The sequence below is a fragment of the Bradyrhizobium sp. 930_D9_N1_4 genome (genome assembly GCF_052076015.1).
Taxonomy (GTDB): Bacteria; Pseudomonadota; Alphaproteobacteria; order Rhizobiales; family Xanthobacteraceae; genus Bradyrhizobium.
Window position 1 is genome coordinate 1598369 of record NZ_CP197236.1, and the last position, 25048, is coordinate 1623416.

22 protein-coding genes are annotated in these 25048 nt (G+C 60.8%); 10 read left to right on the forward strand and 12 right to left on the reverse strand.

The annotated features are described in order from the left end of the window. Nucleotides 1-50 precede the first annotated feature (50 nt). Together rfbB and rfbA are read right to left on the reverse strand one after the other, a co-directional pair. A complete protein-coding gene (gene rfbB, locus AB7532_RS07415) occupies nt 51-1115 on the reverse strand; it encodes a dTDP-glucose 4,6-dehydratase (protein ID WP_441234148.1) in 1065 nt (354 codons plus the stop codon). A 12-nt stretch (nt 1116-1127) separates the two neighbouring features. Beyond that, nucleotides 1128-2018, reverse strand: coding sequence for a glucose-1-phosphate thymidylyltransferase RfbA (rfbA, locus tag AB7532_RS07420; protein WP_441234149.1), 891 nt, complete (start codon nt 2016-2018; stop codon nt 1128-1130). Nucleotides 2019-2190: 172 nt separating this feature from the next. Here rfbA and AB7532_RS07425 point away from each other — a divergent pair, with 172 nt between their 5' ends. From AB7532_RS07425 to AB7532_RS07445, 5 genes are all read left to right on the forward strand, one after another. Then, on the forward strand, nt 2191-2586 hold the full coding sequence (locus tag AB7532_RS07425; protein WP_441234150.1) for a hypothetical protein: 396 nt from the start codon (nt 2191-2193) through the stop codon (nt 2584-2586). Nucleotides 2587-2825: 239 nt separating this feature from the next. After that, the gene (locus AB7532_RS07430) at nt 2826-2963 is read left to right on the forward strand and encodes a hypothetical protein (RefSeq protein ID WP_441234151.1); all 138 of its coding nucleotides are present in this window, start codon (nt 2826-2828) and stop codon (nt 2961-2963) included. 154 nt (nt 2964-3117) lie between these two features. Then, complete coding sequence (locus AB7532_RS07435; RefSeq protein ID WP_441234152.1) at nt 3118-3288, forward strand: hypothetical protein; 171 nt, start codon at nt 3118-3120, stop codon at nt 3286-3288. A 254-nt stretch (nt 3289-3542) separates the two neighbouring features. Next, nucleotides 3543-3830: a hypothetical protein gene (locus tag AB7532_RS07440; RefSeq protein ID WP_441234153.1), complete on the forward strand. Its 288-nt coding sequence runs from the start codon at nt 3543-3545 to the stop codon at nt 3828-3830. A gap of 51 nt (nt 3831-3881) precedes the next feature. Further along, nucleotides 3882-4301, forward strand: a complete 420-nt coding sequence (locus AB7532_RS07445) for a hypothetical protein (RefSeq protein WP_441234154.1) — start codon at nt 3882-3884, stop codon at nt 4299-4301. A 576-nt stretch (nt 4302-4877) separates the two neighbouring features. Here AB7532_RS07445 and AB7532_RS07450 read toward each other — a convergent pair. Together AB7532_RS07450 and AB7532_RS07455 are read right to left on the reverse strand one after the other, a co-directional pair. Next, a complete protein-coding gene (locus tag AB7532_RS07450; protein WP_441234155.1) occupies nt 4878-5492 on the reverse strand; it encodes a hypothetical protein in 615 nt (204 codons plus the stop codon). 56 nt (nt 5493-5548) lie between these two features. Next, a complete protein-coding gene (locus AB7532_RS07455) occupies nt 5549-6289 on the reverse strand; it encodes a metallophosphoesterase family protein (protein ID WP_441234156.1) in 741 nt (246 codons plus the stop codon). 194 nt (nt 6290-6483) lie between these two features. Between AB7532_RS07455 and AB7532_RS07460 the strand changes: the two genes are divergently transcribed. Then, a complete protein-coding gene (locus tag AB7532_RS07460) occupies nt 6484-7089 on the forward strand; it encodes a transglutaminase-like cysteine peptidase (protein ID WP_441234157.1) in 606 nt (201 codons plus the stop codon). 7 nt (nt 7090-7096) lie between these two features. On the opposite strand, the gene AB7532_RS07465 is transcribed toward AB7532_RS07460, so the two are convergent. Both AB7532_RS07465 and AB7532_RS07470 read right to left on the reverse strand, forming a co-directional pair. Next, entirely contained in the window at nt 7097-8371 is a 1275-nt protein-coding gene (locus tag AB7532_RS07465) for a hypothetical protein (protein WP_441234158.1), read from the reverse strand. Between the two features lie 88 nt (nt 8372-8459). After that, nucleotides 8460-8801, reverse strand: a complete 342-nt coding sequence (locus tag AB7532_RS07470; protein WP_441234159.1) for a hypothetical protein — start codon at nt 8799-8801, stop codon at nt 8460-8462. Nucleotides 8802-9675: 874 nt separating this feature from the next. On the opposite strand from AB7532_RS07470, the gene AB7532_RS07475 reads away from it, so the two are divergent. Continuing rightward, nucleotides 9676-11175: an undecaprenyl-phosphate glucose phosphotransferase gene (locus tag AB7532_RS07475; RefSeq protein ID WP_441234160.1), complete on the forward strand. Its 1500-nt coding sequence runs from the start codon at nt 9676-9678 to the stop codon at nt 11173-11175. A gap of 188 nt (nt 11176-11363) precedes the next feature. Beyond that, on the forward strand, nt 11364-12572 hold the full coding sequence (locus tag AB7532_RS07480; protein ID WP_441234161.1) for a polysaccharide biosynthesis/export family protein: 1209 nt from the start codon (nt 11364-11366) through the stop codon (nt 12570-12572). Nucleotides 12573-12934: 362 nt separating this feature from the next. Here AB7532_RS07480 and AB7532_RS07485 read toward each other — a convergent pair whose 3' ends face one another. Continuing rightward, nucleotides 12935-17050 (reverse strand): Ig-like domain-containing protein, encoded by a 4116-nt coding sequence (locus AB7532_RS07485; RefSeq protein ID WP_441234162.1) that lies wholly within the window; start codon nt 17048-17050, stop codon nt 12935-12937. A 402-nt stretch (nt 17051-17452) separates the two neighbouring features. Between AB7532_RS07485 and AB7532_RS07490 the strand changes: the two genes are divergently transcribed. Continuing rightward, nucleotides 17453-17623, forward strand: coding sequence for a hypothetical protein (locus tag AB7532_RS07490; RefSeq protein ID WP_441234163.1), 171 nt, complete (start codon nt 17453-17455; stop codon nt 17621-17623). 59 nt (nt 17624-17682) lie between these two features. Here AB7532_RS07490 and AB7532_RS07495 read toward each other — a convergent pair whose 3' ends face one another. The 5 genes from AB7532_RS07495 to AB7532_RS07515 form a co-directional block, all read right to left on the reverse strand. Beyond that, on the reverse strand, nt 17683-19605 hold the full coding sequence (locus AB7532_RS07495; protein WP_441234164.1) for an acyltransferase family protein: 1923 nt from the start codon (nt 19603-19605) through the stop codon (nt 17683-17685). Then, nucleotides 19605-20678 carry a glycosyltransferase family 4 protein gene (locus AB7532_RS07500; protein ID WP_441234165.1) on the reverse strand — a complete coding sequence of 358 codons (1074 nt, stop codon included), beginning with the start codon at nt 20676-20678 and terminating at the stop codon, nt 19605-19607. Before AB7532_RS07500 ends, AB7532_RS07495 begins: the two co-directional genes overlap by 1 nt. A 46-nt stretch (nt 20679-20724) precedes the next feature. Continuing rightward, on the reverse strand, nt 20725-21741 hold the full coding sequence (locus tag AB7532_RS07505) for a glycosyltransferase family 2 protein (RefSeq protein WP_441234166.1): 1017 nt from the start codon (nt 21739-21741) through the stop codon (nt 20725-20727). Next, complete coding sequence (locus AB7532_RS07510; protein ID WP_441234167.1) at nt 21738-22991, reverse strand: hypothetical protein; 1254 nt, start codon at nt 22989-22991, stop codon at nt 21738-21740. Before AB7532_RS07510 ends, AB7532_RS07505 begins: the two co-directional genes overlap by 4 nt. Before the next feature lie 110 nt (nt 22992-23101). After that, complete coding sequence (locus AB7532_RS07515; RefSeq protein ID WP_441234168.1) at nt 23102-24427, reverse strand: O-antigen ligase family protein; 1326 nt, start codon at nt 24425-24427, stop codon at nt 23102-23104. A gap of 414 nt (nt 24428-24841) precedes the next feature. On the opposite strand from AB7532_RS07515, the gene AB7532_RS07520 reads away from it, so the two are divergent. After that, nucleotides 24842-25045 (forward strand): hypothetical protein, encoded by a 204-nt coding sequence (locus tag AB7532_RS07520; protein WP_441234169.1) that lies wholly within the window; start codon nt 24842-24844, stop codon nt 25043-25045. The last annotated feature ends 3 nt before the right edge of the window (nt 25046-25048 follow it).

Sequence of the window (25048 nt, forward strand, 5' to 3'; positions counted from 1 at the left end):
ACCTTACCGCGATAAAAGCGGTGCGCAGCGCTCCGTAGTACCACGGGGTTTTACGAGCCAAGACCGATCCGCGTGCTCCGATAGCCGCGATCGAGAATGTCCTGCCACCATGTCCGGTTGTCGCAGAACCAGCGCACGGTCTTCGCAAGTCCACTTTCGAAATCCTCGCGCGGGCGCCAGCCGAGCTCGCGTTCGATCTTGCCGGGATCCATGGCGTAGCGCAGATCGTGACCGGGCCGGTCGGCGACGAAGCGGATCAGTTCGTGGCGCTTGGCGGCGCCGGGCGCTATCTCGTCGAGCAGCTCGCAGATGCGCTTGACCACGTCGAGATTGGTTCGCTCGCAGCGCGCGCCGATGTTGTAGGTCTCGCCGATCCTGCCGTGCTCGAGCACGAGCGTCAGCGCCTCCGCGTGGTCGACGACGTAGAGCCAGTCGCGCACGTTGCCGCCGTCGCCGTAGACCGGCAGCGGTTCGCCCGCCAGTCCGCGAATGATCATGTGCGGGATGAGCTTTTCGGGGAAATGATAAGGGCCGTAATTGTTCGAGCAGTTCGTCACCATGGTGGGAAGGCCGTAGGTCTCCCGCCAGGCGCGAACGAGATGATCGGACGACGCCTTGCTCGCCGAATAGGGCGAGTTCGGCGCATAGGCGGTGTCCTCGCCAAACAGGCCGCTCGCGCCGAGCGATCCGAACACCTCGTCGGTCGAGACGTGGAGAAAGCGGAAGCGCGCGCGCTTTTCCGGCGTCAGCGCCTGCCAGTGGCGCAGTGCCTCCTGAAGCAGGGTGAATGTGCCGACCACATTGGTCTGGATGAACTCCGCCGGCCCGTCGATCGAACGGTCGACATGGCTTTCAGCCGCGAGGTTGATCACGGCGTCGGGCTGGTATGTCTCGAACAGCGCCCGCAGGCCCGCGCCTTCGCCGATACATTGCTGCGCGAAGGCATAGCGCGGATGATCGGACGCTCCCGGCAGCGAGCCGAGATTGGCGGCGTAAGTCAGTTTGTCGATATTGACGACACGCGCGCCGGTATCCGCCAGCAGATGCCGGATCACGGCCGAGCCGATGAAGCCCGCGCCGCCGGTCACGAAGATGGTGATGCCGTCAAAGCGCATTCGGTCTCTGCTTCAGGAGCCGCCCGCCTCGCGCCCGAACGAGCGGTAGACCGACAGCAGATATTGGCCGTAGCTGCTCTTGGCGTTCTTTTGCGCCAGCTTCTCGAAGGCTTCAAGCGAGATGTAGCCCTGCCGCAATGCAATTTCCTCGGGGCAGGCGATGCGCAGCCCCTGGCGCTGCTCGAGGATCTGGACGAAATGGCTGGCTTCGACCAGCGACGAATGCGTGCCGGTGTCGAGCCAGGCCATGCCGCGGCCCATGAGCCGCACGAACAGCTCTCCGCGCTCGAGATAGACCCTGTTGACGTCGGAGATCTCCAGTTCACCGCGCGCGGACGGTGAAATCCCGGCGGCGATGTCGAGAACGTCATTGTCGTAGAAATAGAGCCCGGTCACCGCGATGTTGGAGCGCGGCTGGGCCGGCTTCTCCTCGATGGACAGTGCGCGCCCGCTCGCATCGAGCTCGACCACGCCAAACTGCTCGGGCGTGTTGACGGGATATCCGAACACCGTGGCTCCGCGCTTCGGTGCCGCGGCGAGGCTCAGCATTTCCGGCAGCCGGTTGCCGTAGAAGATGTTGTCGCCCAGCACGAGGGCAACGGAGTCCGTGCCGACGAAGTCGCGGCCGACGATGAAGGCGTCCGCCACGCCGCGCGGGCTGTCCTGATGGGCATAGGAGAACCGCAGGCCGATCTCGGAACCGTCGCCGAGCAGCCGCTGGAACAGCGGCTGGTCCTGCAGCGTGGTGATGATGAGGATATCCCTGATGCCGGCGAACATCAGGGTGGACAGTGGGTAATAGATCATCGGCTTGTCGAAGACAGGCAATAGCTGCTTCGACACCACGGCGGTCACGGGGTAGAGCCGGGAACCCGTTCCCCCTGCCAGGATGATGCCCTTCATATGTCCTCGAAGCCCAGATCGGCAAAGCTTAAATCCGCAACCTCCACTTGATAATGGATGGCGCGGCGGGCGCAAGCCGGTTCTGGGCGCGTGATCGCATGCGGGAGATGGCCAAGGCAGACACGGTCGCGGCAGCTCACTATACTGAGGGTCCAATTTCCGGATAATCGCGATGATCCGTGCACTGAAATACTACGGCGCGATTGTCGTGGCGGTTGCTGCCGCTCAAATCTGGTCCGGTCAAGGTCTAGCCGGGGATGAGGCGGATCGGATGGCCGCGTTTGCGGTCGTCGAGCCGTTGCCTTCGCCCGACAGCCTGGTCTCTCGCGAGGATTGGAAACGTCGAATCGAGGATGCGCGCATCCGCGCTCAACAGGCGCGACGGGAATGGCGGCTGCATCCTCCCGCGCCCGAGCCGCCCGAAAAAATCGCCACGCAGCGCGTCCTCACCGACGACACGCTTCAACCCGGCGATATCGTGTCGACGGACAAGGGACTTTTCCTGTACCGCGGCAAGTCGCGTGATGACGGCCAAGCCGCCGACTTCGTTGCGATTCCGCGGCGCTGAGCCGTCGCGTTCTTCGCGTCGCCGGTCCATGCGTCTCTGATGCAATCAGATCGTCATATTGCGCAATGGCTCTCAAGGAGACTCGCGACAGATTTGAGTCATGCATTCCACGACGATCTCGGCGAGTGGCTTTGCACATTTGCTACGATGAGTCGTCACGAGTTCGTCGAATTCGTTCGATTAAGATCGCCGCAACACGAACGAACAAAAAGAAATTCAAGATGCTTCAGAAGGCGCGAGTGGCACTTCCTCTTACCAAGATCAGAGACCGGGCATTCGAAGGCGCATTCTTCGGTGTTGCGCTGATCGCAATGGCCGGCTGGGTGTATTTCGTCACGCTGCTGCTGGTGAGATTCTTCCTCTGGTTCCTCGGGTGATGCGCGGGCGATCGATTACTTTGCAAGCAAAGTGCTGCCCAAAGATTCTTGGATCTGACTCTAAAATCGGCGACGCTCATCACGATCTCGACACAACTCGAAGATGAGATGGCCGTGTCGCCAATGAAGCACCTAACAGCGGAAGAATTCCCGAATGATCGCAGTTGTGATTTTGATTTCGCTTCTTGCCGGCTTTGGTGCAGGCTATGCAATGCGTGCGCGGATATCGCGTAAGCGCAAGGTGCGTCGCCCGCTTTATCAGAGCTACCGGTCAATCGAATCGCAGCAAAATCCGTCGCTGGCCAGATTGCGGCGAGCATTTTGAGGGTTTGCAACCGTGCTCGCGTTGAGCCCGTTCGTTCAATGCCGCTGGACGACGAACGTAACCGGGAATCATGAAGACGTGAGAACCCGTTTCGGCGCTGGCGACCACGTAACCATGTTTGCTTAGGTTAAATCCACTTCGCGCTGGTTCGTCGTTGCAGGATCGCGCATGGAGCCTGCAAGTCACTTTTGTCTGGTTCTTAGGCTGCGATACCGGTGCGTTGAGCGGTTCGTGGGCTGCGGAAGAGGGAGGGCGTGTTGACTGACCTGATGAACAATGCGCCACGACGATATTTCGTCGATGCGGTGGGACGGCGCGTTCTGATCGGCCTCACGCAGGAGGAGACTTTCGAGTTCGAGCGGCTCGACAGCGTCCAGGCCTTCGATCAAGAGAGCGTGCGGATTACCGCCGATGACCGCCGCTTATGGTCGGGGACAGGCGAACGGCGCTGGCTGGAGCTTTACGAGAAGCACGAAGGTGCCTGGAAGGCCTGGATGGCGCAAAGCCGCACCGAGCTGCGTCAAGGATTTAGCCTTTCTTAACCATCCTGGGCCCATTTTCCGGTCTGGCGCCTCGAACCGGAAAATGCGCGCATGTTTCAGCTCTTCCTGCGGGCCCGCACCCATAACTTCTTGAAAGATCGTTTCGGCGGAGAACAGACGTTCCGCGCGCGCTCCCCTGAGCGCGACGCCGAAACCGATCGCACGCGCATCGAGGCCATCATGATCGCGATCGACGACGCTCTGCATGCAGCCGAGCGTGAACAGACGGGCCTGAATCGCCGCGTCGAGGACGTCCTGGCGCGGGCAGCCGTGACCTTCGGCAATGGCGATGACGAATATCTCGAGCGCGAGGCGCTCGACAATCATCACCAGGATCTATTCGACAAGGAGATCCTGAATGGCCAGCGCCGGCTCAAGGAGCTCGGCGCTTCAGTCGCACATTTCAAGTTCCTGAAGGCGGCGATGCTCAGCCGTTTCCCGGAATTCCGACCCGTCGGCAAGACGAACTGATCAGCAAGCCGGCCGCTAGGCTTTTCCGGTCAAAACATCCTGTGTCACGACATCCCGCGTTCGGAAAGCTGCGGTTGGTTGCCGAGCAGGGCTCACGGCCGACTGGCCGGGAGCTTGCTGCGCTGAGACAGCGTCGATTCCGTCAGTAAGCCGAGATCCGATCTGGATAAAGCGGATCGACAAACCGCACATAGGTTCGGGTCGGCCCGTAGAAATAGGCTGGCTCGCCCCTGGTGCGGGGGTCGAAACCGGACGGATAGCCCATGCCAAGGCTGCGATGCCGGACTCGGTCCGTGATCGGGCAACCATATCTCGGTCCGCAATACGGGTTCGGCCCACGATCGATTGTCACGATCTGCGCGACCCGCCGCTCCGTGGGGACCGCGTACGCGGGTACTGCGTAATCCGCGGCAAGCGCCGGGCTCGCGCACGCCACCAGAGCCGATACCAACAAAAATCCCATCCCAGAGCGCATCGCCAACTTCCTCAAAATTTGCAGCTGATCTTAGACATTCGGCGATCGAGGATCAATATCCCGCTTAAGCGGGGCCAATTTCATGTTTCGGTAGAGGCGATCTAGCCTCCCAGCGACTTCAGAACAGAAGGATCGGCCGTCCGAACCGCCTTCTCAAGCAAAGCCTTACCCTGACTGGATGCCCGCCGATAGGCCGACAACACCGCGGCGCGCTGGTCAGGTTGACGCGTCAGCATGAGCCGTACGTCTCCCTCTGCGAGCAGTTGGAGTTGCATATCGATGGGGCCGCTTATTCGAGTTGCGATCTCGAGCCGTGTCGGCATCGATCGAGCGTCGTTCGAAGCCAGGAAATAGGCCAGCTTGAGCGGCTCGGAGCCGGCGGCGCCATTCGAATTGCGAGACACTTCAAGGGCGGCCAGGGCAAGCCAGAGCCGGGCATCGTGAGGTGTGTGCGAAAGTGCCGCGCGGAGCGCATCCCTCGCGCGCTCCATGTCCTCGCGCTGGAGAAGGCTATTTGGGGGACTGCGCAGCATCTTGAGCGCATCGCCAACGGCACGTTTAGTTTCATTGTCATATGCGGCAGGCGAGGTGGGCCAGCCGGGCAGCAATTGCGCGACGATATCGGCTTGTGGTGCGGCCGGCGTCCGCATCGAGGCCATATCGGAGATGATGATGCCGATTGCCTCGCAGCCGATCACGGCGGCAAGGCCAATCAAGGCTGCTCGAAATTTGGGATGCGAGACCATAAGCAAGCGATAGACCCAGCCCGTTTTCACAGGGCCAGCAGCCGTTGCCCCTGGATCGTCAGGAGCGTCAGGTTTCCGGTCGCGTAGGCCCCTGTATCGATATTCGCCCGGTTAGGCCGAATGTCGGCTTCCCGGACCGGTGTATGACCGTGGACGATATATTTCTCGTGCATCTTTTCGCTCAGCAGAAATTCGTCGCGAATCCAGAGAAGATCTTCCTCGCGCTGACGGGCGAGCGGAAGTCCCGGTTTGATGCCGGCATGGACAAAAAAGAAGTCTCCGCAGACAAAACTCGTGCGCAGGCGTTCGAAGAACATGCGGTGATGCATCGGAATCGTCATCGCCAGCCGATGTATCAGTTCTTTCTGCTCTTCGGCGTTCGGATTGAGCGAAGCCTGGATACCATACGAGCCCAGGGTCTGGAGGCCGCCATACTGTCTCCAGTTCTGGAGCATCTCGGGATTCCTGAGGACCTCGAAAAGGAACTCTTCGTGATTGCCTTTGAGGAAGATTGATTCGTGCCTCCGGGCGCGATCAATCAGGAGGTCGATGGTCCCCGAGGAATCCGGGCCCCGGTCGATGTAGTCACCGAGAAACACATGAAGCGCTCGCCGCCTGCCGATCGTCATCAAATCGCGGTCGATGACCGAGAACATCGTCTTGAGCAAGTCGGAGCAGCCGTGGATGTCGCTCAGGGCGTAGACGCGAATGCCGTCCGGCAACCGTGGTTTGGGTCGCAAATTCTTTGCACGAGGCAATCTCAACATCTGCTGGCCTAGGGTCCCCTTGTCGTTCGAGGGAGGAACCAGTCATGGGAAAGATTAGTTCCGGAACGTTGTCCGACACTTACAGTAAATAAGTCCGTAACAGAACAAGCGGCTATTGAACCAATTTGGCCGCTTTGCGCGTCCATAATCTCAAGTCGTCCTGCTTAGGCTGCCTGGAAATGGGGAGCAAGGACATGCGCAGAATATCCGCAAGCTTGGCTGTTGCAATCGCCTCGTGGTGCCTTGCTGCGCCCGCGGACGCAGGTTTGCTTGGATCCACGATGGGCTTTCGGCCTCTGCTGGAGCACATCAAGTTCGACGCTCCGGCACTACCTCCAATGGCATTCAACCGCTTCTGTCACCGCTACGAAGCGGAATGCCGCAGCCGTCCGATATTTCGTGGGGGGCCGATCCAGCTCACGCCCGAGCGGCTGAAGGATCTGAAGCAAGTCAACGACACGGTCAATCGTGGCATCGTGGGGGAACGTCTCGACAACGAGGTTGAAGAGGCCTGGGTTCTCAGCCCGTCGCGCGGCGACTGCAATGACTATGCGGTGACCAAGCGCCACGAGCTTTTGAAACGCGGTTGGCCGGCACGCGTGTTGCTGCTGAGCGAAGTGGTCGTGCCCAGCGGTGAGCACCATCTCGTCCTGGTCATTCGTACCAATGAGGGCGACCTTGTGCTGGACAACCTCAACGCACAGGTCAAGGCGTGGTCCCGCGCCCCCTATCGATGGGTTCGCATGCAGTTGCCTCACAGCAGCAAGCTGTGGACGACGATCGCGGATCGAAGGGTCTAGGCCAGAGCTAGTTCGAGCGCCGGCCCGTACCCGTTCGTTGCGATAGGCCAAGCCCGATCGACATCGCGACGATCGCTTGGGGAATGCTCCCGAGGAGGCTGGGGTCTGCAAAGGCCTCGCACAGCGTCAGGAGTACGACCGTCGCGGCGAGCAGGGGGAAATGGGCATCGCGTGATCGCCGCAAGGTCGCCCAGAACAGCATCAAACAAAACAGCGCCGCCAACGCGGTCGTGATCGACAAGGCTACGCCTCCCCATTCGATCGAGATCGCAATGGCGGTTGACGGCGCGATAGACAGCGGCTGAAGGCCGAAGCTTCGATAGGTCTGCATCACGGAGCCGAACGTGCCCGCGCCGGTACCGAGCCACGGCGTATCCGACAGAGCGCGTCGGATGTCCGAGAGATCCTCCGGGCGAATGCGGTCTGCAAGTTCGACCCAGCCCGGACTTTTTGTGCCGGCGACGGCGATCGCGAGCGCGGCAAGCACCAGGAAGATCGCGAAGGCTTGCCATGACCGGAATCTGAGGCGCCGCATGAGCACGATGAAACCCTGGACGGCCAGTCCCATCAGGGACAGGACGGACAGCGTGACCTGTGCAGCAGCCTTCAGCGCGAAAAATGAAATCGCAATGGCAATGATGGCGAACGCGGCAAGTCCGAGCCGGTCCAAAGACGACCCGTTGTCGTCCTTGCCCGCGGCGAGGGTGAGAATGCTTCCATTCGCGACGATTGCAATCGCGGCCACTGCGGCCATGGCGATTCCGCTCGAGCTATCCGATGTCGGCAGGCCGCTGTTGGGATTGAGCTGGCCGATCAGCAGCAGAAGCGCTGTGAGCGACGACCCGACGCTGAGTGCGATCAGAACGTCTTTTGCATGGAAGCGATCGCGGCCGACAATGGCTGCGGAAATCGCCAGCGCCAGAGCGCCGAGATAGGAGATCATGCTGCGAAATGTGGATCCCGGATCGACCGTGACATGTCCGGTGCTCCAGTGCTCGCCTAGCGCCAGCGCTGCCGCCGACCAGAGGGGATTGGTCAGCGATGAGAGGGGGAGAGGTGCCAGTTGAAAAGCCAGCCACACGAGCGGCACGGCGGCGATGAGCCAGATACTCTTTAGCCGATGCAGGACGAAAGCAATCTTCTCAGGTGCTTCACATGCTGCGACGATCAAAACGAGTGCTGCGGCGGCCAGGCTGACATCCTGGCCGAGAGCTTGATTGCTGATCGCAAAGACAGGCGTTGCGATGGCCAGAAGAATTAGGCCGATCAGTGGTGCCGACAATCCTGCCAACCTTTTGCGGGCGGCGTATCAACTGGAGCGTGGTTCGCTGACCTGCTGCAAAGCCGTAAACTATGGGCCTGTGACCGATTTACAGCGTATCGGAGCCACGGCGCACTTCGGCGACACTGTATGAATCGGAACTCTGCTTGTAAAGTTTTGCGACGCTGCTGTGCGGATGGTCGTGCGCCAGTGGCGCCCGCAGGGCGAACATGACGTAACGGGCGAGCAGGCCCAGCATAAAGCCGAACTGAGGCACCAGTGCCATGACGAGCGCGGACCACGTCATTGTCGCGGCGCTTGTCCCGCCGACGAGATCAGAGATGACCTGTGTGATGAGAGCGACGCCTGTGATCGGAATGAGTATCCAGACGCGAAAGCTCCACGCCAGGACCGCACAGACAAGAAACAGAAAGATGACAACCGGAACCATGAGTAAACTCCCCGGTTCCACCTTCTTTTCCGCGACTTAAGAGACAATGAATTCTGCCTCACGCTTGCCTGAATCTGGCCGCTACCCGGCGGGACAGTATACAGACAGTGAACTCAAAGCATTGATTAGGCCGGTAATTGGAACGACGCCGGCGATGGCGAGAGGCTGCGTGTCGATGGACACCGAAACTTCGGTCGTACCCTTCCTCGCTGCATTCGAGATGGTTGTTGCGGCGAGCGGCAGCAACAGGGCTCGTCCGTCCTGAAGCACTGATGCATCGACCCGGGTCTTCGTAGGTCCGGCTTGCAGAGTCACGGCGGGTGGATTTGCCGAGGGGACTTGATCCAGCAAAATCAGGATTGCTTCGGGACCGATCGGGCCGCACCGCAGACTCAGTCCTGCGAGTCCCAGGTCGGATTTCGTCGTATCGACCGCGTGCATAATGGACACGATCTCGCCCCCTCCGTTGGGGTTGCGGCTTTTCACCAGGCGCCATCCGCCTGCAAGATTGGTGCTCTGACTGAACTGAGGTTGTGCCAGAGGCCCGCTACAAGTGGGGCAATCTTGAGCAGTTGCCTGTCCGGCAACCAGCAGACCGGTTATTGCAAGAAAAACAATTCTACATTGCACCGATACGGCCTCTCTTAGTTGCAAATGCGCGCACATTTTGTCCTAAGTTTGCGCGTATTTTGTTCATCGCGAGACGGCATTCAGTCTTGACGACATGATTAATTTTTTGACATTTAGCATCTACAAAATTTGATCTGTTGCAATGCGCAAATTTATTGTAATGCAGCGCAAAATCGTATTTTAGTACCCGTTAAGTTTGTTGCTGCGCCAAGTTTCGAGGTGATTCATGGTACCTCAAGAGTCTATGACCGACGCTATGACGGCGTCGGACAAAGGTCTGCGTGGTCCTCAAGCCCATGAGACGCTCAAGAACGGGCCGTGGCTCTTGCCTGCGCTGGGACGAAAATTTCCGTACGCTGCACTTCAGTACCTGCTGATGTCCGTGGATGCGGGTGTCATCGCGTTCTCCAGCGTGATTGGCGGTGCGTTCTACCAGCTTGTCGCGAACGGCGATTTCAAGAGTCCGGAGCAGCTGTTGGGGGCCGGGATCATGTCCGCCCTGCTCTATGTCCTGCTGGGACATTCCAGTGGCTTCTATGATCTCCGAGCGGTCTTCTCGCGACGCAGGGACGCTGCTCGCATCTTCCTGCAATGGTCGCTCGTCATCCTTCTGCTGTCTCAACTCGCCTTCCTGATGAAGGTCGGTGCGTCTTTCTCGCGCGGGTCCGTCCTGTGCTACGGCACGCTCGCTTTTGTCTTGCTGATCGTCTCCCGGCGCTTCTCCAAGCGACTCGTCGTGGGCGCCGTCAGCGAGGGGCGTGTTCAGGGGCGCGCAACCGTATTGCTTGGCACGCGGGCCGAGCTTGCTGCGCTGGGCCAGGACGAATTGCTGGAGCGTTTCGGTCTTGCGGAAGTTGATCGTGTGACGCTGTCGTCGGTGGACGGCGTCGGCGGTTTTTCCATGACCGAGGATGAAGATGCGGCCCTCGACAAGGCGTTGTCGATCGCACGCGATCGCGGCGTCGATGAGATCGTGCTGGCTCTTCCCTGGAATGACACGCGCAAGCTGGAATTGGTCCGGGATCGCCTGCGCGTCTCGCCATTGCCGGTGCGCCTCTTGCCCGACCGGCGCATCCGCTCGGTCGCTTCGAATCCGTCCTACCGTCTCGGAAAGTCGCTGTCCGTCGAAGTTCAGAGAGGGCCTCTCTCCCAGTGGGAGCAGTTCGGCAAGCGGATTGTCGACATCATCGGGGCCAGCATCGGTCTCCTCATTCTGGCTCCGCTGATGATTCTCACTGCGGTCGCCGTCAAGCTCGACTCGTCGGGGCCGGTGTTCTTCCGCCAGCGGAGAAATGGTTTCAACGCGAAGCAGTTCTCGATCTTCAAATTCCGCACCATGACCGTGATGGAGGATGGAGCGGTGGTCACCCAGGCGCAGCGGTTCGATCCGCGCGTGACCCGGGTCGGCAGACTTCTTCGTCGATCCAGCATCGATGAGATTCCGCAACTCCTGAATGTGCTTTTGGGAGATATGTCGCTGGTCGGGCCCCGGCCCCACGCTCTCGCGCATGACGATCATTACGGCGATCTACTCTCGGAATACGCGTTCCGGCATCATGTGAAGCCCGGCATCACGGGCTGGGCTCAGGTGCGGGGATATCGAGGCGAGACGGCCAGAGTTGAGCAGATGAAAGGCAGGGTCGACTGTGACATCTGGTACATCAACAACTGGACGCTCACTCTGGATGTTAAGATCATCATGATGACGTGCTTCGAGGTCGTTCATAACAGGAACGCCTACTAACGTACGTTCACAATTCGACGGCAACGGCGACGCATGCGGCACGCATTGCGTCGCCGTTGCCGTTTATTCTGGCAGATCACCGCATGCGTTGTAGCGGACGCGCAACATGCCGCGCAAAACGGAGCGAAGACCCCGAGACCGATTGACTCAGCTACGGTTTTCCCGCAACCGTTCATCGTCAATTGGGGATGGTAAGCTTGCAGTTTGAGTATTTTCAGCGCGCCGCGCTAGCCGGCTTCCTGCTGCTTTGCGCAGGTTGCTCGATTATGCCGAGTTCTGGTCCCCAAGACTTCCAGGTCAAGTCCGAACAGACCAACTCCGGCCCTCGTTACGCCGTGGTGAAGCTGACCCCGGACGTCGTCGGTGTTCTTCAGGAATACGGCCCGGGCGCTTTGGCGGGATCGTTCCCCGACAAGAGACGGCCGGAAACCATCAAGTTCGGCATCGGCGACGTGGTGTCCGTGACGATTTTCGAAGCGGCTGCGGGCGGCTTGTTTATCCCTGCCGAGGCAGGCGTGCGGCCGGGTAACTTCGTGTCGCTGCCAAACCAGAACGTCGATTCTGCCGGCAACATCACCGTCCCCTATGCCGGTGCAGTACGCGCGACTGGGCGGACTCCGGCTGAAGTGCAGCAGGATATTGTCAAGGCGATTGGAAATCGCGCCATCGAACCGCAGGTGGTGGTGGCGCTGATTACTCAGAACACGTCCTTGATCAGCGTTCTCGGCGAGGTCAATCAGCCCAATCGTTTCCCTGCGAATGCCGCGGGCGAGCGTGTGCTGGACGCGATCACGCGCGCAGGCGGTCCGAAGGGGCCGGGTTGGGAGACGTGGGTCACGCTCGAGCGGAACGGCAAGCGTGCGACCGTGCCGTTTGGTTCGGTGGTGTTCTCGCCCATGAACAACGTGTGGGTCCATCCGGGCGACTCGATCTATGTCTACCGCGAGCCGCAGGTGTTCCTGGCTTTCGGTGCCTCGGGCCAGCAGGGACAATTCCCGTTCGATATGTGGAAGATCACGATGGCGCAGGCGATGGCCAAGGCTGGCGGTCTGCTTGACGCGCAAGCCGAGCCGGCGGGTGTCTACGTCTACCGCCGCGAGCCGCGCGAGCTTGCCGAACGTCTTGGTGTTGATGGTTCGAAGTATGTCGGACCTCTCGTCCCGGTCGTCTACAACGTCGATTTCCGCGATCCCGCTGGATATTTCCTCGCGACCAAGTTCGACATGCGTGACAAGGACGTGCTCTTCGCGGCCAACGCTGCGACCGTGGAGACGGCGAAATTCTTGCAGTTCGTCCGAACTGTCGTTGCCACGGCGGACGATACGATCGTCACGACGAACAATGCGCATATCTTGCGGCTTAACCTGAAGAATACGACCGGCTTGAACACGAACTAAGTTACGAGCTGAGCGCAGTTTTACTGTGCTCAGCCGCGTAAGGGCGGGTCGTCATTGCGGTCTCAGCTCTGCTCACAAGAGCGGGCTTGAACGACGCAGCGCCTTGGTGCGGTCTTTGTAGGCTGCACAGCGCGCGAAGTCCGTTGATGTCGTCGTTCAGCCGTCAGCGAGGCGGCAACAGCCAGAGGAAATTTGGCCCGGGCATGCGCCAATTCGGAGCCGTCCGGGCGCGCCTCTCTGGCCTCGTAGCTGCCCCCCTGCGCAGCCGGTCCCTTCGCCAGTTGAAGGAACACAGGCAGGCCACCCCGCGTCGAGCTGCTTCCAAACAGCTTGCGCGGGATGGGGCGGGCCGTCTTGGCAGCTTAGACTACCAGATCATGCCAGACCGTCAGGTTCACCGCGGCCGATACTGCGCTGTGGTTACCGGCGGCGTCCACTGCATCTCCGGTGATCGCGTGAGTGCCATCGGCCAGCGTGGCGGTCGTAAACGACCAGACGCCGCTGCTGTTGGTCGTCGTCGTGCCGATCCGCGTCGAACCATCGAATATCTCGATTGTCATATTGGCTGCGGCTCCGCCCTTCAGGGTGAACTGATCGACGCTGGTCGACGCGCCATTGCTCATCGCATGACCGCTCGGGTCATAGGCCGTGAAGTTGGGCGTCCCAGGTGCGACCGTATCGACCGTGACCTTCAAGACGGAGGACGCGGCGCTCACATTGCCGGCCGTATCGACCGCCTTGCTCGTGAAGCTGTGATTGCCGTCGGACAGCGCTGCCGTGGCGAAGGACCAGGTGCCGTCGCTTCCGGCGGTCGTGCTGCCGATCTGCGTGGTGCCGTCATAGACCTTGACGGCAAGGCCGGCTGTCGCCGCGCCAGTCAGCGTGACTTGTTTGGCGTTCGTGATGCCGTCGCCAACGACATTGCTGTCAGGCGAGAACGATAACACGGCCGGCGCATCAGGTGCGACGGTATCGACCGCGACACTCAGCGCGGTCGAGGCCGCGCTGAGATTGCCGGCGGCGTCCATGGCCTTGGCGGTAAGCGTGTGATTGCCGTCGGCTAGGGTCGCGGTCGTGAACGACCATACGCCGTTGCCATCGACCGATGCGGTTCCGATCTGTGTAGCGCCGTCGTAGATCTTGACCGTGCTGTTGGCCGCAGCGCCGCCGTCGAGCGTGATGTGGTTGGCATTCGTGGCGCCGCTGGTGACCAGATGGCCGTCGGGCGCGAAGGCGGAAAAACCCGGCTTGTTGGGAGCCGCGGTGTCGACCGTGACCTTCAAGGCCGAGGACGCCGTGCTGTAATTGCCCGCCGCGTCGACCGCCTTGCTGGTGAAGGTATGAGTGCCATCCGTCAGCGCCGCCGTCGCGTACGACCAGAGACCGCTGCTGTTGGCGACCGCGGTACCGATCAGAATGCTGCCATCGTAGACCTTGACGGTGGCGCCGACCGCCGCCGCCCCATTCAGTGTGATCTGATTGGCGCCCGTGATGCCGTCACCGACGACGTTGCTGTCGGGCGAGAACGATTGCAGGGCGGGCGCATCGGGCGCGACGGTATCCACCGTAACGCTCAGGGCCGTCGATGCCGCGCTGAGATTGCCGGCCGTATCCATCGTCTTGGCGGTGAGCGTGTGATTGCCGTCGGCCAGCGCGGCGGTCGTAAAGGACCATACGCCCTTGCTATCGACCGACGCGGTTCCGATCTGCGTCGCTCCGTCGAAAATCTTGATGGTGGTGTTGGCCGCAGCGCCGCCGCTCAATGTGATGTGGTTGGCGTTCACGGCGCCACCGGTGACGAGATGGCCGTCGGGAGCGAACGCGGAGAAGCCGGGCTTGTTCGGCGCTACCGTGTCGATCGTCACTTTCATGGCAGAGGACGCCGCGCTGAGATTGCCCGCCGCATCGAGCACTTTGCTCGTGAAGGCATGAGTACCGTCCGACAGCGTGGCGGTCGCATATGACCACAGTCCGCTGCTGTCGGCGACGGCGGTACCGATCAGGGTACCCCCATCGTAGATCTTGATGGTGCTGCCGACCGCTGCTGCGCCGTTCAGCGTGATGTGGTTCGAGCCGGTGATACCGTCGCCGGCGATGTTGCTATCGGGTGAGAATGACAGCAGGACGGGTGCATCGGGCGCGACGGTGTCCACCGTGATGGCCAGAGCGGTCGATGCGGCGCTGAGATTGCCCGCTGCGTCCATGGTCTTGGCGGTGAGTGTGTGATTGCCGTCGGCCAGTGCTGCTGTCACGAAAGTCCAGATACCGTTGCCGTCGACGGGAGCGGTTCCGATCTGCGTGCTGCCGTCGAAAATCTTGATCGTGCTGTTTGGCAGCGCGGCCCCGTTCAGGGTGATATGATTGGCGTTGGTCGCCCCGCTGGCCACGACATGTCCGTCGGGTGCGGTCCCGTAGAACGCGGGCTTGTTTGGCGCGACAGTATCGACCGTCACGCCGAACGAGGTGGAAGCCGTGCTGACATTGCCGGCCGCGTCGATCGCCTTGCTGCTGAAGCTGTACTTTCCGTCCGACAACGTCGCCGTAGCGAACGACCACAGACCGTCGCTGCCAGCAACGGCGGTACCGATCAGGTTGCCGCTTTCGAATATTTCCACGGTGATACCGGCCGCCGCCGCGCCATGCAGGGTGATCTGGTTGGCGTTGGTGATACCGTCGCCCGCGATGTTGCTGTCCGGGGTAATCGAAAGCAAGGTCGGCGCGTTCGGTGCGGTCGTGTCGACCGTCACGTTCAGAGCGGCCGAAGACGCGCTGGCGTTGCCGGCGGAGTCGATCATCTTGCTCGTGAAAACGTGGGTGCCGTCCGACAGGGTCGAGGTCGTGAATGACCAGGAATTATCGGCCCCCGTGATCGCCGTTCCTATCTTGGTGCCGTTATCGTAGATCTCGATGGTGCTGCCGACGACCGCGGCGCCGCCGTTCAAGGTGATCTTGTTGGCGCTGGTGAGGCCGTCCCCGACCACATTGGTGTCGGGTGAGAACGAGCCGATCACCGGCACCGAGGTCGTGCCGGGTGTCGTCACGGTGCTCGTCACGTCGGTGCCGCTAATCGTGGTCGACGTGACGGCACCGAGCGCGTCCTTGGTTTTGACGGCGAAATCGAGATCGTTGATGGTCAGCGATCCCGCTCCGGAAACGACCTCGGCACCGAGTTCGATCGACGCCAGATATTCGCTGGAGGATACGATGCCGAGGCTCTGGAGCTTGTTCAATATTCCACTGAAGTCGATGCTGCCCGCGGGCAGATCCGTATCGAGAACGACGGCGGTGTAGGGGCGGCCATTGTTGTCACCATGATATATCTTGGCGGAGATGGCGCCGTCCTGATAGGTGCCGATCAGATCGCCGTACGGCTTGACGTCTCCCTTGTGCAGCCAGACCATGATTTCGTTCGTGATGGTCGATGCTCCACCATTGGGCACGCTGGTCAGCCAGATGTCGAAGGAGACATCGAAGCCGTCCATGTTCCCCTGATAGGAGAGGTCGAAGCTGGCGGTGAGACCGGACAAGGAGCTCAATTGGACCGGGAAGACGGCGCCGGGTGCCGGGGTCTGAACGTCGCTGAGAGGATTCGGACCGAAGCTTATTTCGGGATAGGCGCGAACGGTCGAGACGGCCTCGGTCACGAGCGGAAACGACCAGGTGAACGTCGTGTGATCGGTGAGGTCGGCAGCCTTGTACGAGCCGGAGATAGAATAGTCGCTCGATCCGAGGTTTCCAGGATTCCAGACATTGTTGAAGATCACCCAGCCGTTCGCGACGGCGATCTCGCCGGATCCGACCAGCTCGCTGTAGCCGGGCTGCAACGCCGAGACGGCAGCGGGGAGGCCGAAGTCGTAGGCGGTCAGATCGGAAAGGCTCACGTCGCGCAGGACCAGCTTCTCGCCATTGGCGAAGGTGAACTGGACGTCGGAACCGTTCTGGGTTCCGAGCGACATCAATTGATCGAAGCTCGATATGCCGTAGCCGCTCAGTTTGACGACGTCGCTGCTCGGTTTGAAGTTCACGATCGCATCCGAGCCGTTGCCCGCTGTGACCTTGAAGATATCGGCTCCCGCGCCGCCGACCAGAACGTCATCGCCCGCCCCGCCGTCGAGCGTTGCGCCGATCGCGCCGGCCACGATGATGTTGTTCAATGCGTTGCCTGTTGCCGAAGTCGAGCCGTCGGACCTCAAGAACAGGTTTTCGACATTGTCAGAAAGGGTAACCGCACCCCAATATTCGGAGTAGACGGTGTCGATCCCCTGGCCAGCCTGCTCGGTGATCGTGGATGCCGAATCCCAGAGAAAATATGTATCGTCTCCGGCTCCGCCGATCAGGAGATCGCCGCCTGCACCCTGGAACTGATCATTCCCGGACGTGCCGATCTGAGTTTCCGAAGCTGTCGTGCCTGCGGGCCAGTTGTCCGGCGTTTGAGAGATTGGAAGCACCAATCCGTTCGCAGTAACGTAGGTAGCCATGCGCCTCTCCTTGAATTCCTAGGCGCAAAAAGCCACTCATTTGCAAATTTCAGCTTGGTGTGACCCTCAAGATTTACAACAAATCGTCCAAATATGAATCGTCGCGCTCAACCTCAGTAGGCGCTACTTCAGTCAATAATCTGTTCAGAATTTGGCGCCCGTGGTTCTTGCAGGCGCAAATAATGAGCACGCTCTTGCTGAGACACGATCGGCGAATGGAAATAACTTGTCACAAAGCTGTCGCGCAGACAGCTTGCGATTTCGCATTTCGCTGGTGTGAGTAGAAATAATGCCGCGTTCTTTCCCGGAAATGCAGATTTCCGTGCGTTGCTGGATCAGCTGCTCGTCAGCGTATTCTGCAGTCGCCTCGTTCGTTCGAATGAGACGATTGAGAGCCGCGACATGAAGACGCGCATGCTGTGCGCCGAAAAATTGAGCGGTAAGATCCGCGATCGAGTCGCGTCATCTTTCGATGAGCTGTTTCTCGTTTCATCGAACGAGGTGAAGAATTTACGAGTGAACCGGGCTGGTTCTGATTTCGATTTCCGTACTATTACGGGATCACATCCATGACATGCTGCTGCTCGAGATGAGTCGGGGCCAGCGCGGACGCGGCAGGTGACTGATTGCAGTCACCGAAGCTGCGGAGAGATTTTCTCCGCGACCAGGGCCGCTCCGATGTCCGTCAGATGATCGCTGTCGAACAGCAGCGGCACACCCGGAGCTGCGTAGGTGATGCAGCTTCTGTCGGAGCCTGAACAGACGGCATCAGCAAGAGACACGTAGGCGATCCCGTGTTTCCTGGTGAAGTCGGCCATCTGGCGATCCAGCGCGAGTGAATCCGGCGTCAGAGAGCGAGACGCAAGTCCGGGGTCGTGGGTCTGGATCGACTTCGCCAGCAATCTCGGCAAGCGGGACTCATATTCCGGCATCGGACCGATCACGATCGGATCGATACCATGCCGCCGCAGATCCTCCACGGTCTGCAGCAGATCTGTCAGCCAGTCCTTGTTCCAGCCAGGCCCTTGGCCGAGGCGCCCGACATTCCATCGCGCGACCAGCCAGGCCTTGGTGATCTTGCGCGTCCTGGGGAGTTCTTCGAAAGCAACATGGTTCAGGCCGCTGCAGGCCTCGCTGGCGGCAGGTTGAAGTGCGATTGTCGGCGGACAACCGACGCCCGAGAGCTGAAGGACGTTCGCGTCGGGAAAGGCCTGACGTAATCCGGAGGAGATTGCCGCGGCGTGACTATCGCCGATCAGGAGATAGCTGGGGCGTCCCGGGATGTCCGGCAGGCAGGCGGCCCGATCGAAGCGCTTGAACGGGGTGTCGCGGTCGAGAAAGCAACTGCCCTCACGAAACTGCGTCTTCTCATCGTAGTCGAGATATCGCGCGACAGCCAAAGCGTCGGGCGGGAAGCGCTGCTGGAAACCCCCGGTGTAGCTCAGGACGCCGGCTGCGAGCAGCAGCGTCAATGCTGCCGCGCCGGAGCCCAGGACAACGGCTCTGGAAGAGACGATCCGCCGGTTGCGCGTGGTCCGTTCGACGATCCACCAGGACAGAATTGCGCAGGCAAAGGAGGCGACGAAGACCGCCCCGCGCGTGACCAGACGGGAGTCGCTGTGCACCAGCAGGAAATCGGTGCGTTGAAGCACCATGAGAGGCCAGTGCCAGAGATAGAGCGAGTATGAGATCAATCCGACGAACACGACGGGACGCATCGACAACAGCCGGCCGACCAGGCTGCTGCCGGTTTCGCCGGCCAGCATGATCAGGGCTGCGCCCAGACAAGGAGGAACGGCTGCCAGTCCCGGAAACCGCGTATACGGCCAATAGAGAAACATGGGGAGTGCGATCAGCGCGAGCCCCGCAGCGGCTGTCAGGTTTCTCTGCAGTTCGGTTCGCGGCGATGGCCCGATCTTGAGCGCAAGCAGCGTTCCCAGCAGCAGCTCCCAGGCACGCGTCGGAAGGAGATAGAACGTGGCGATCGGGGCCGCATAGGCTCCCCAGATGCTGACGGCCAGTGAGACAAGAAAGATCGCGAGGACGATGACGCCGTGCCGTCCGGGAAACCATCGATGGATGGCAACAACCAGAAACGGAAACAGGAGATAGAACTGTTCTTCGACGGCAAGCGACCACGTGTGCAACAACGGCAATTCTTCGGCCGCGACCGCGAAATAGTCCGACGTGGCCCAGAAGTAGATATTGGTGATGGAGGCGATCGCCGCGCCGAGCGCCTTCGCATAGGCGTTGATCTCGCTCGGGACGAACTTCCAGACGACGGCCGCGGTGGTGAAAGCCAGCACGACGGCATAGGCCGGAAATATCCGCCGCAGCCTATGCTCGTAGAACCGCGCGATGCTGAATTTTCCCTGCTCGGCCTGCGCAAGGATATTCGAGCTGATGAGATAGCCGGAAATCACGAAAAAGACGTCGACCCCGACGTAGCCACCGCGAAGAAACGATTGGGCAACGTGGAAAATCAGCACGCCAACGACCGCGACGGCCCGCAGGCCGTCGATGTCGGGGCGGTACCGCACGTCGGACGACGACATCAGTAGACCGAGCGCAGGTTGTCGACGATCCGGTCCCAGCGGAGCCGTGTGTCAGTGGTGTGGCGCGCTCCGGCCTTCAGACGCTGGCGAAGCTCGCTGTCGGATGCGGCAAGCTTCAGAGCATCGGCCAGCGCCCGAGGATCGTTCGGCGGTACGAGAATTCCGTCTTCCATGTGAGTGACGATGTCCGGAATGCCGCCAACCCGGCTCGCAATCACGAAACGGCCGTTGGCGAAGGCTCCCGCCAGGACGCCGCTCTGCGTCGCGCTCAAATACGGCAAGACGACGCAGTCGGCATCCGCGATCGATTCGACGAGCCCCTTTGCCGGAACGAACGTGTTGAGCACTTCCACGCCGGGAATGCGTTCGTATCGTTGCTGGAAGCGATCGATCTCGGGTCCGCGTCCGGCGATGCGGAGCCTGAAGTCGATGTTCTCGTCCTTCAGGATCTCGGCAGCCTCGCACAGCACGTCCACGCCCTTGTATTCCTCCATTCGGCCGAAGAACAGGATGCTGAATGGGGCTGAAGGAGCTTCGGTCGTCTCTCCGTCGGACAGGATGACGCCGTGCTCCGTGATATGCACCTTTTGTCCGGGGAAGTCGTGGTTCGCGACGTACTCGTCGTAGCAAAAGCGCCCGTGCACGAGCACGACGTGAGCCCGCCCGCGGACATAGCGGCGAAAGCGATCGAGACGGCCGGCAATGGCTGCATCGCGTCCGGAATGCGGCACCGGGTCGTGTACTGTCAGGATCACCTTGCAGAAAGGGCGAGCGACGGTGACCACGCAGGCGCAGATGATCGATTTGAGCAGGCCGGAAGCTTCTTGAACAAACAGCTCGTTGGAGCGCGATCGGATCATTCCGAAAAGAATTCGGAATACGTCGAGGATCGAATTGAGTCCGACATGGTGGAGGGTAACGTTGGCAGCGACGGGCATCTCGCGGTCGCTGAACTCGCTCTTCAATCGCTTCAGGTCGATGAATAGCCTGACGGGAGCATTGCGCGAGAGTGCATTGGCGAAGAGCAGCGAGTACTCCTGGAAATGCGGTGCGATCACCGATATGCGCTTCATCGGGCTACTCTGCTGGAAATCATCTGCAAGCATCGGGAGTGAGTTGTCATTGCCGTTGTGAGGCCCGCGCTGGGTCGGGTAGCGGTACGGCGAGCTCGACTGAATCGATTCTCCGCTCGGGCGGCGTCCGGGAGCTGAACAGCCCGGCGAGTAGCCCCCAAGCATATGTATTCCACATCGTGAAGGAGTAGAGACCGAGTCGAAGCGACTTCCTGCGCACGACCAGCAGCAGCAATGGCAGCACGAGGAGGGTCAGCGCGATAAGAGGATACAGGAAGGCAAGCACGATCAGCGCGGCCCACCAGGCGATCACGGCAATGCTGTTCCTGATATGACTGAGGTGCCGGACGACCAAGGACAGATGCGGCTTGCCGATCGCGCCCCGCAAGACCTCGCCATGCGCCGCCGCGTAGCCGGATTTCAACCGCCGCCACAGCAGCTTGAAGCTTCCCATGGTATGGCCGTGGTGATCGACGGCGGGAACGTCGATCCGGGCGAGTTGCCAGCCCCGTTCGCGCAGGCGTGCGCCGAGCTCGAACTCCTCGAAGGCGTGGAGATTGCGGTCGGCGAAATACCCGAGCTCCTTCAGCGCGGATGCGCGATAGAGGCCACCACAATCGAGCCGATCGACTGTGCCAGGCCGCCAGTTCGCATCGGCCTGCACTGTGCTGGCGCGGATCTTGTACTCTTCGGTATCGGTGTTGACTTCGCGGACCCGACCACCGACCGCGGCGAAGGCGGAATTGGATTCGAGAAAGGAGATCCCGGCAGGGAGGAACGACGGATCGAGCACCATGTCTCCGTCCAGCAGATAGAAATAGTCGCCGTTGGCATGCTGGAAGGCGAGCTGCGCACCGGTACCGCACGAGCGTTCGGAAGGAACCGCGAGCTGATAGATCCTCACCGGGAACTGTTTGGCGATCTCTATCGTACGGTCGGTCGAGCCACTGTCCGCCAGGATGACCTCACCGCCAAACGAGCGAACGGCCTCGACGGCGCTCGCGAGCGATGCGGCGATGTGGCCCTCTTCGTTCAGGGCCTTGATGCCGACTGAGACTTTCATGAAGTCTGCTCCTCGTCGACGCGCTCGCGTGGCTGGGTTTGATCGTCCCCGGACGAAGCTGCAATCGGCCCGGAGGGATTGGAGCGGGCGGCGAGCTGGCGACGTCGCCAGAGTGCGGCCTCACGCCAGATCCAGGCGGCATAAACCACCTCGCCGATGAGGATTCCCGCAATGGACCAGAGCGGCCCGACCCAGAACAGCAAGGCGATGACAGCCAGCACCGAAACGCCGGACGAAATCATGCTGGCATAGGCGAGCTCGCGGAATACGCCGCCCGCCTGAAGCAGAACGCTGTCGGCGGTGCGTAGCGATCGCATTCCCGCGACGGCCATCCACAACGCGGCCGCGGCTGCCACATAGTCGATTGCATAGCGTTCGGGGAAGACCAGGCGTGGAGCGAGCGCGATGAGGGCGACGGCCGCCACGGCGGTCAGCGCCCAAATTCCGATCATGGCGATGCGGAAAGTGCGCAGGGAATGTAGCGCACCGTCGAAGCTGCCGGCGTCGAGCTGGCGCGCCATCTGCGGACGTTCGAAGTCGGTCAGCGCGTTCATGACGACGCTGATGGGGCGGATCAGCAATGCACTCGCCGACAGGGGGGCGAACGCGGTCGGTCCGAGAATGAAGGTGACGATATAGGCGTGCGCATTGGCGGTGGCTTCGGTGGTTACCACGCCGGTCAGCGACCAGCTCGAATGCCGGCGCCAGACCTCGCGATAACGGGGAATGTCGCGGAAGGAGAGTTTGACGAATTGTTGCAGGAGATAGGAGCCCCCGAACGGAATCAGACTCAGAACGGCGCTGATCATCAGCGCTGCATTTGGCAGATAGAGATCGGAGGATTTCGAGAGGTAGATTGTCCCAAGTCCCGCGAGGAGCGCGAAGCTGTACAGCAAATCGGACATGGTGGCCCTGATCTGCCGTCCGGTGACGTAGGCGTAGGCCCGGCCGAACCAGCGGAGCAGCGCGAAAGCGCCGTACCCTGCGAACAGTGCGGCCGCGCCGTGCGCGATCCCGAGGGCTGCTCCCAATGCCCAGAATGCGAAGAATGCGACTGCCGCGAGCACGAGATTGGTCGCGAAAAGGCAACGCAACATCGTTTGCCGCTGCTCGGCGGAGCCTTGCGTGACAAGCACGGGAAGTGGCGCGCAGAACAACGCGCTCCAGACGCCGCTGCTGAATTGCGAGGTGACCAACAGGAAGGCGAAGCTCCCGAACGACTTGATGTCGAGAACGTGCAGCAGCTGCAATGACAGAATGAACTGGCTGCCCGCGGTTGCAACCGGCCCGACCGCTGCCAGACCGTACCGAAGCGCCTTTTCAAGCCCAGAGTGTTGTCTGTTGCCTTGGCTCAATAGTTTCAACCATGCAGGCTGGGCACCGCCGTCGCGGGCGCAGACTGCGCCGAGCGCGCAGACGCCAGGATCAATGCGATTGTGAACATCAAGAGGATGCCGACGATGGAGTCCCGGTCTAGCACGCTTGTTTCCGTGAGATTATGACCGACACAGAAGATCAGGAAGGATGCGAGCAGGCCCCGCTGACTGCGCGGGATCGATCCGGAGCCCAGGTTCGCGAGCGGGATGATAACCGTCGACAGAATCACCAGGACGAGCCCTGGAAGCCCGGTCTGGCAGAGCAGATCGATGTAGCCGTTGTGTCCGATCGCGACCAGGGCAACCCAATCTGTCTCTCTGACGTAGTGGTACAGCGGACTCTTGTTGCCGCCGATATTCCAGAACGAGCCGTAGCCCGAACCGAGCAACCAATTGTCCTTCCAATAAGACAGCAATGTCGACCAGATGTGCACGCGTCCGGTGAACGCGTCCGGCCGGCTGAAGATCGCTTGGATGTCGCTCCAATATGCGATCGCGAGACCGACGATCACCAGAAGTGTGCCTAGCAGGGCCGGCAGGAGCAGCGGCCGAAATTTCGGATTGTAGACCTGGAACGCCCACCCGGCCGTCAGGGACACGACGATCATGCCAATCGACGTTTTAGCATGCGTCTTGAACAGGAAAAACGCGCTGGCAAGGATCACTGCCCATCGAATCCAGGTCTTGATCGAACGGGCATCGAACAGAAAGACGGTGATCGTGAGCGCACAGACCGCGCCGGCGAAGTTCTTCTGCGTCAGAACTCCCTTCCAGTTTCCGATCAATTCGGGATCGAGACCAAATCCCTCGACGTCCAACTGCTGGTGGATGCCCACCGAGGGTAACAGAACAACGGACAGAAAATTGATCGCGAGAATCACGATCATCATCTCGCGGAAGATGAGAATGGTCCTCGCATAGCCCAGAATGTCGACCATGCTGAATACGGTGAGGACGATCATCGTCGTGAGCAGGAGACGACGCATGGCGATGTCGGGATCGACCGCCCAGGTAAGGCTGAGCCAGAACCATACGAGCGTGAGTCCGAGGCTGAAGGGGAGCGGAAAGAGACGGCGCGGGTTGGCCGCAACACGTGCCGCGGTCATCGCCGCGATATAGATGCCCGTGAAGGCAAGTTGCCGAAGAACGCTTCCTTCGCCCGTGTAGGGCAGCGTTTTGAGCGTCAGATACGGGCCGGCCACCATCAAGCCGAGCAGCGCGTACATCGTCAGGCCGGCGATCGGCACCGAAGGCGGCGCAGGTCTGCGGTGAAGAGCAATCGAAGCGCTTCGTTCGGATTGAATGGTCATTCGTGCCGGACGTTGGTTGCCGTGTGGATTAACGGTACTGAAAGCGAAGGCCGCCTGATCGTCGTGGCCATGAGGTGTCAGGCGAGCGGCTGGACTTAATACTATCGGGATGTTTGTTGCGGTGCAATGTCGGCGCCAATATGGTTGCCACTACGGTTTATGCGTTCCCTTCGGAAGATCTACCCGGCAGCCTTTACCATGCCCAGCTACTCAGTCCGCCTCGTTCTTCTCGTCGCCACGTTCATGATATTGGCCGGCCAGGCGCCTGCGCGGGCAGGGGGCACATGCATTCTTCGACCGGAGCCGATCCGGCTTCGCTCGGACGTTGTAAGTTGGGCGATTGAACTCCGTGCGGGCGCGGAATGCGTGCAGGGACTTCGTTGGTCGACCCTTCTCATCGACCAAGTTGTCGTCATGAATCAGCCGAAATTCGGCCGCATCGCGATCAACGGTCCGTCATTCCGCTACATAGCGGGCTCATCGAACGAGCCTGATAGCTTCCGGTTGCTGGTGAAAGGAAGTGCACTTCGCGTCCCCGGCGAGACGACGATCGAAGCCACGGTGCAGATCAGCGAATCCCCAAGCCGGACGCGCCGCTGGGAGCCGGCAGCGCGCTGACGC

Excerpts from the sequence above, each read along its gene's own strand:
- AB7532_RS07490 (WP_441234163.1), top strand. The coding sequence starts at position 17,453 with ATGAAGACGCGCATGCTGTGCGCCGAAAAATTGAGCGGTAAGATCCGC.
- AB7532_RS07500 (WP_441234165.1), bottom strand. The coding sequence starts at position 20,678 with ATGAAGCGCATATCGGTGATCGCACCGCATTTCCAGGAGTACTCGCTG.
- AB7532_RS07460 (WP_441234157.1), top strand. The coding sequence starts at position 6,484 with ATGCGCAGAATATCCGCAAGCTTGGCTGTTGCAATCGCCTCGTGGTGC.
- AB7532_RS07445 (WP_441234154.1), top strand. The coding sequence starts at position 3,882 with ATGTTTCAGCTCTTCCTGCGGGCCCGCACCCATAACTTCTTGAAAGAT.
- AB7532_RS07485 (WP_441234162.1), bottom strand. The coding sequence starts at position 17,050 with ATGGCTACCTACGTTACTGCGAACGGATTGGTGCTTCCAATCTCTCAA.
- AB7532_RS07455 (WP_441234156.1), bottom strand. The coding sequence starts at position 6,289 with ATGTTGAGATTGCCTCGTGCAAAGAATTTGCGACCCAAACCACGGTTG.
- AB7532_RS07435 (WP_441234152.1), top strand. The coding sequence starts at position 3,118 with ATGATCGCAGTTGTGATTTTGATTTCGCTTCTTGCCGGCTTTGGTGCA.
- rfbA (WP_441234149.1), bottom strand. The coding sequence starts at position 2,018 with ATGAAGGGCATCATCCTGGCAGGGGGAACGGGTTCCCGGCTCTACCCC.
- AB7532_RS07470 (WP_441234159.1), bottom strand. The coding sequence starts at position 8,801 with ATGGTTCCGGTTGTCATCTTTCTGTTTCTTGTCTGTGCGGTCCTGGCG.
- AB7532_RS07505 (WP_441234166.1), bottom strand. The coding sequence starts at position 21,741 with ATGAAAGTCTCAGTCGGCATCAAGGCCCTGAACGAAGAGGGCCACATC.
- rfbB (WP_441234148.1), bottom strand. The coding sequence starts at position 1,115 with ATGCGCTTTGACGGCATCACCATCTTCGTGACCGGCGGCGCGGGCTTC.
- AB7532_RS07520 (WP_441234169.1), top strand. The coding sequence starts at position 24,842 with ATGAATCAGCCGAAATTCGGCCGCATCGCGATCAACGGTCCGTCATTC.
- AB7532_RS07425 (WP_441234150.1), top strand. The coding sequence starts at position 2,191 with ATGATCCGTGCACTGAAATACTACGGCGCGATTGTCGTGGCGGTTGCT.
- AB7532_RS07480 (WP_441234161.1), top strand. The coding sequence starts at position 11,364 with ATGGTAAGCTTGCAGTTTGAGTATTTTCAGCGCGCCGCGCTAGCCGGC.
- AB7532_RS07515 (WP_441234168.1), bottom strand. The coding sequence starts at position 24,427 with ATGACCATTCAATCCGAACGAAGCGCTTCGATTGCTCTTCACCGCAGA.
- AB7532_RS07475 (WP_441234160.1), top strand. The coding sequence starts at position 9,676 with ATGACCGACGCTATGACGGCGTCGGACAAAGGTCTGCGTGGTCCTCAA.
- AB7532_RS07495 (WP_441234164.1), bottom strand. The coding sequence starts at position 19,605 with ATGTCGTCGTCCGACGTGCGGTACCGCCCCGACATCGACGGCCTGCGG.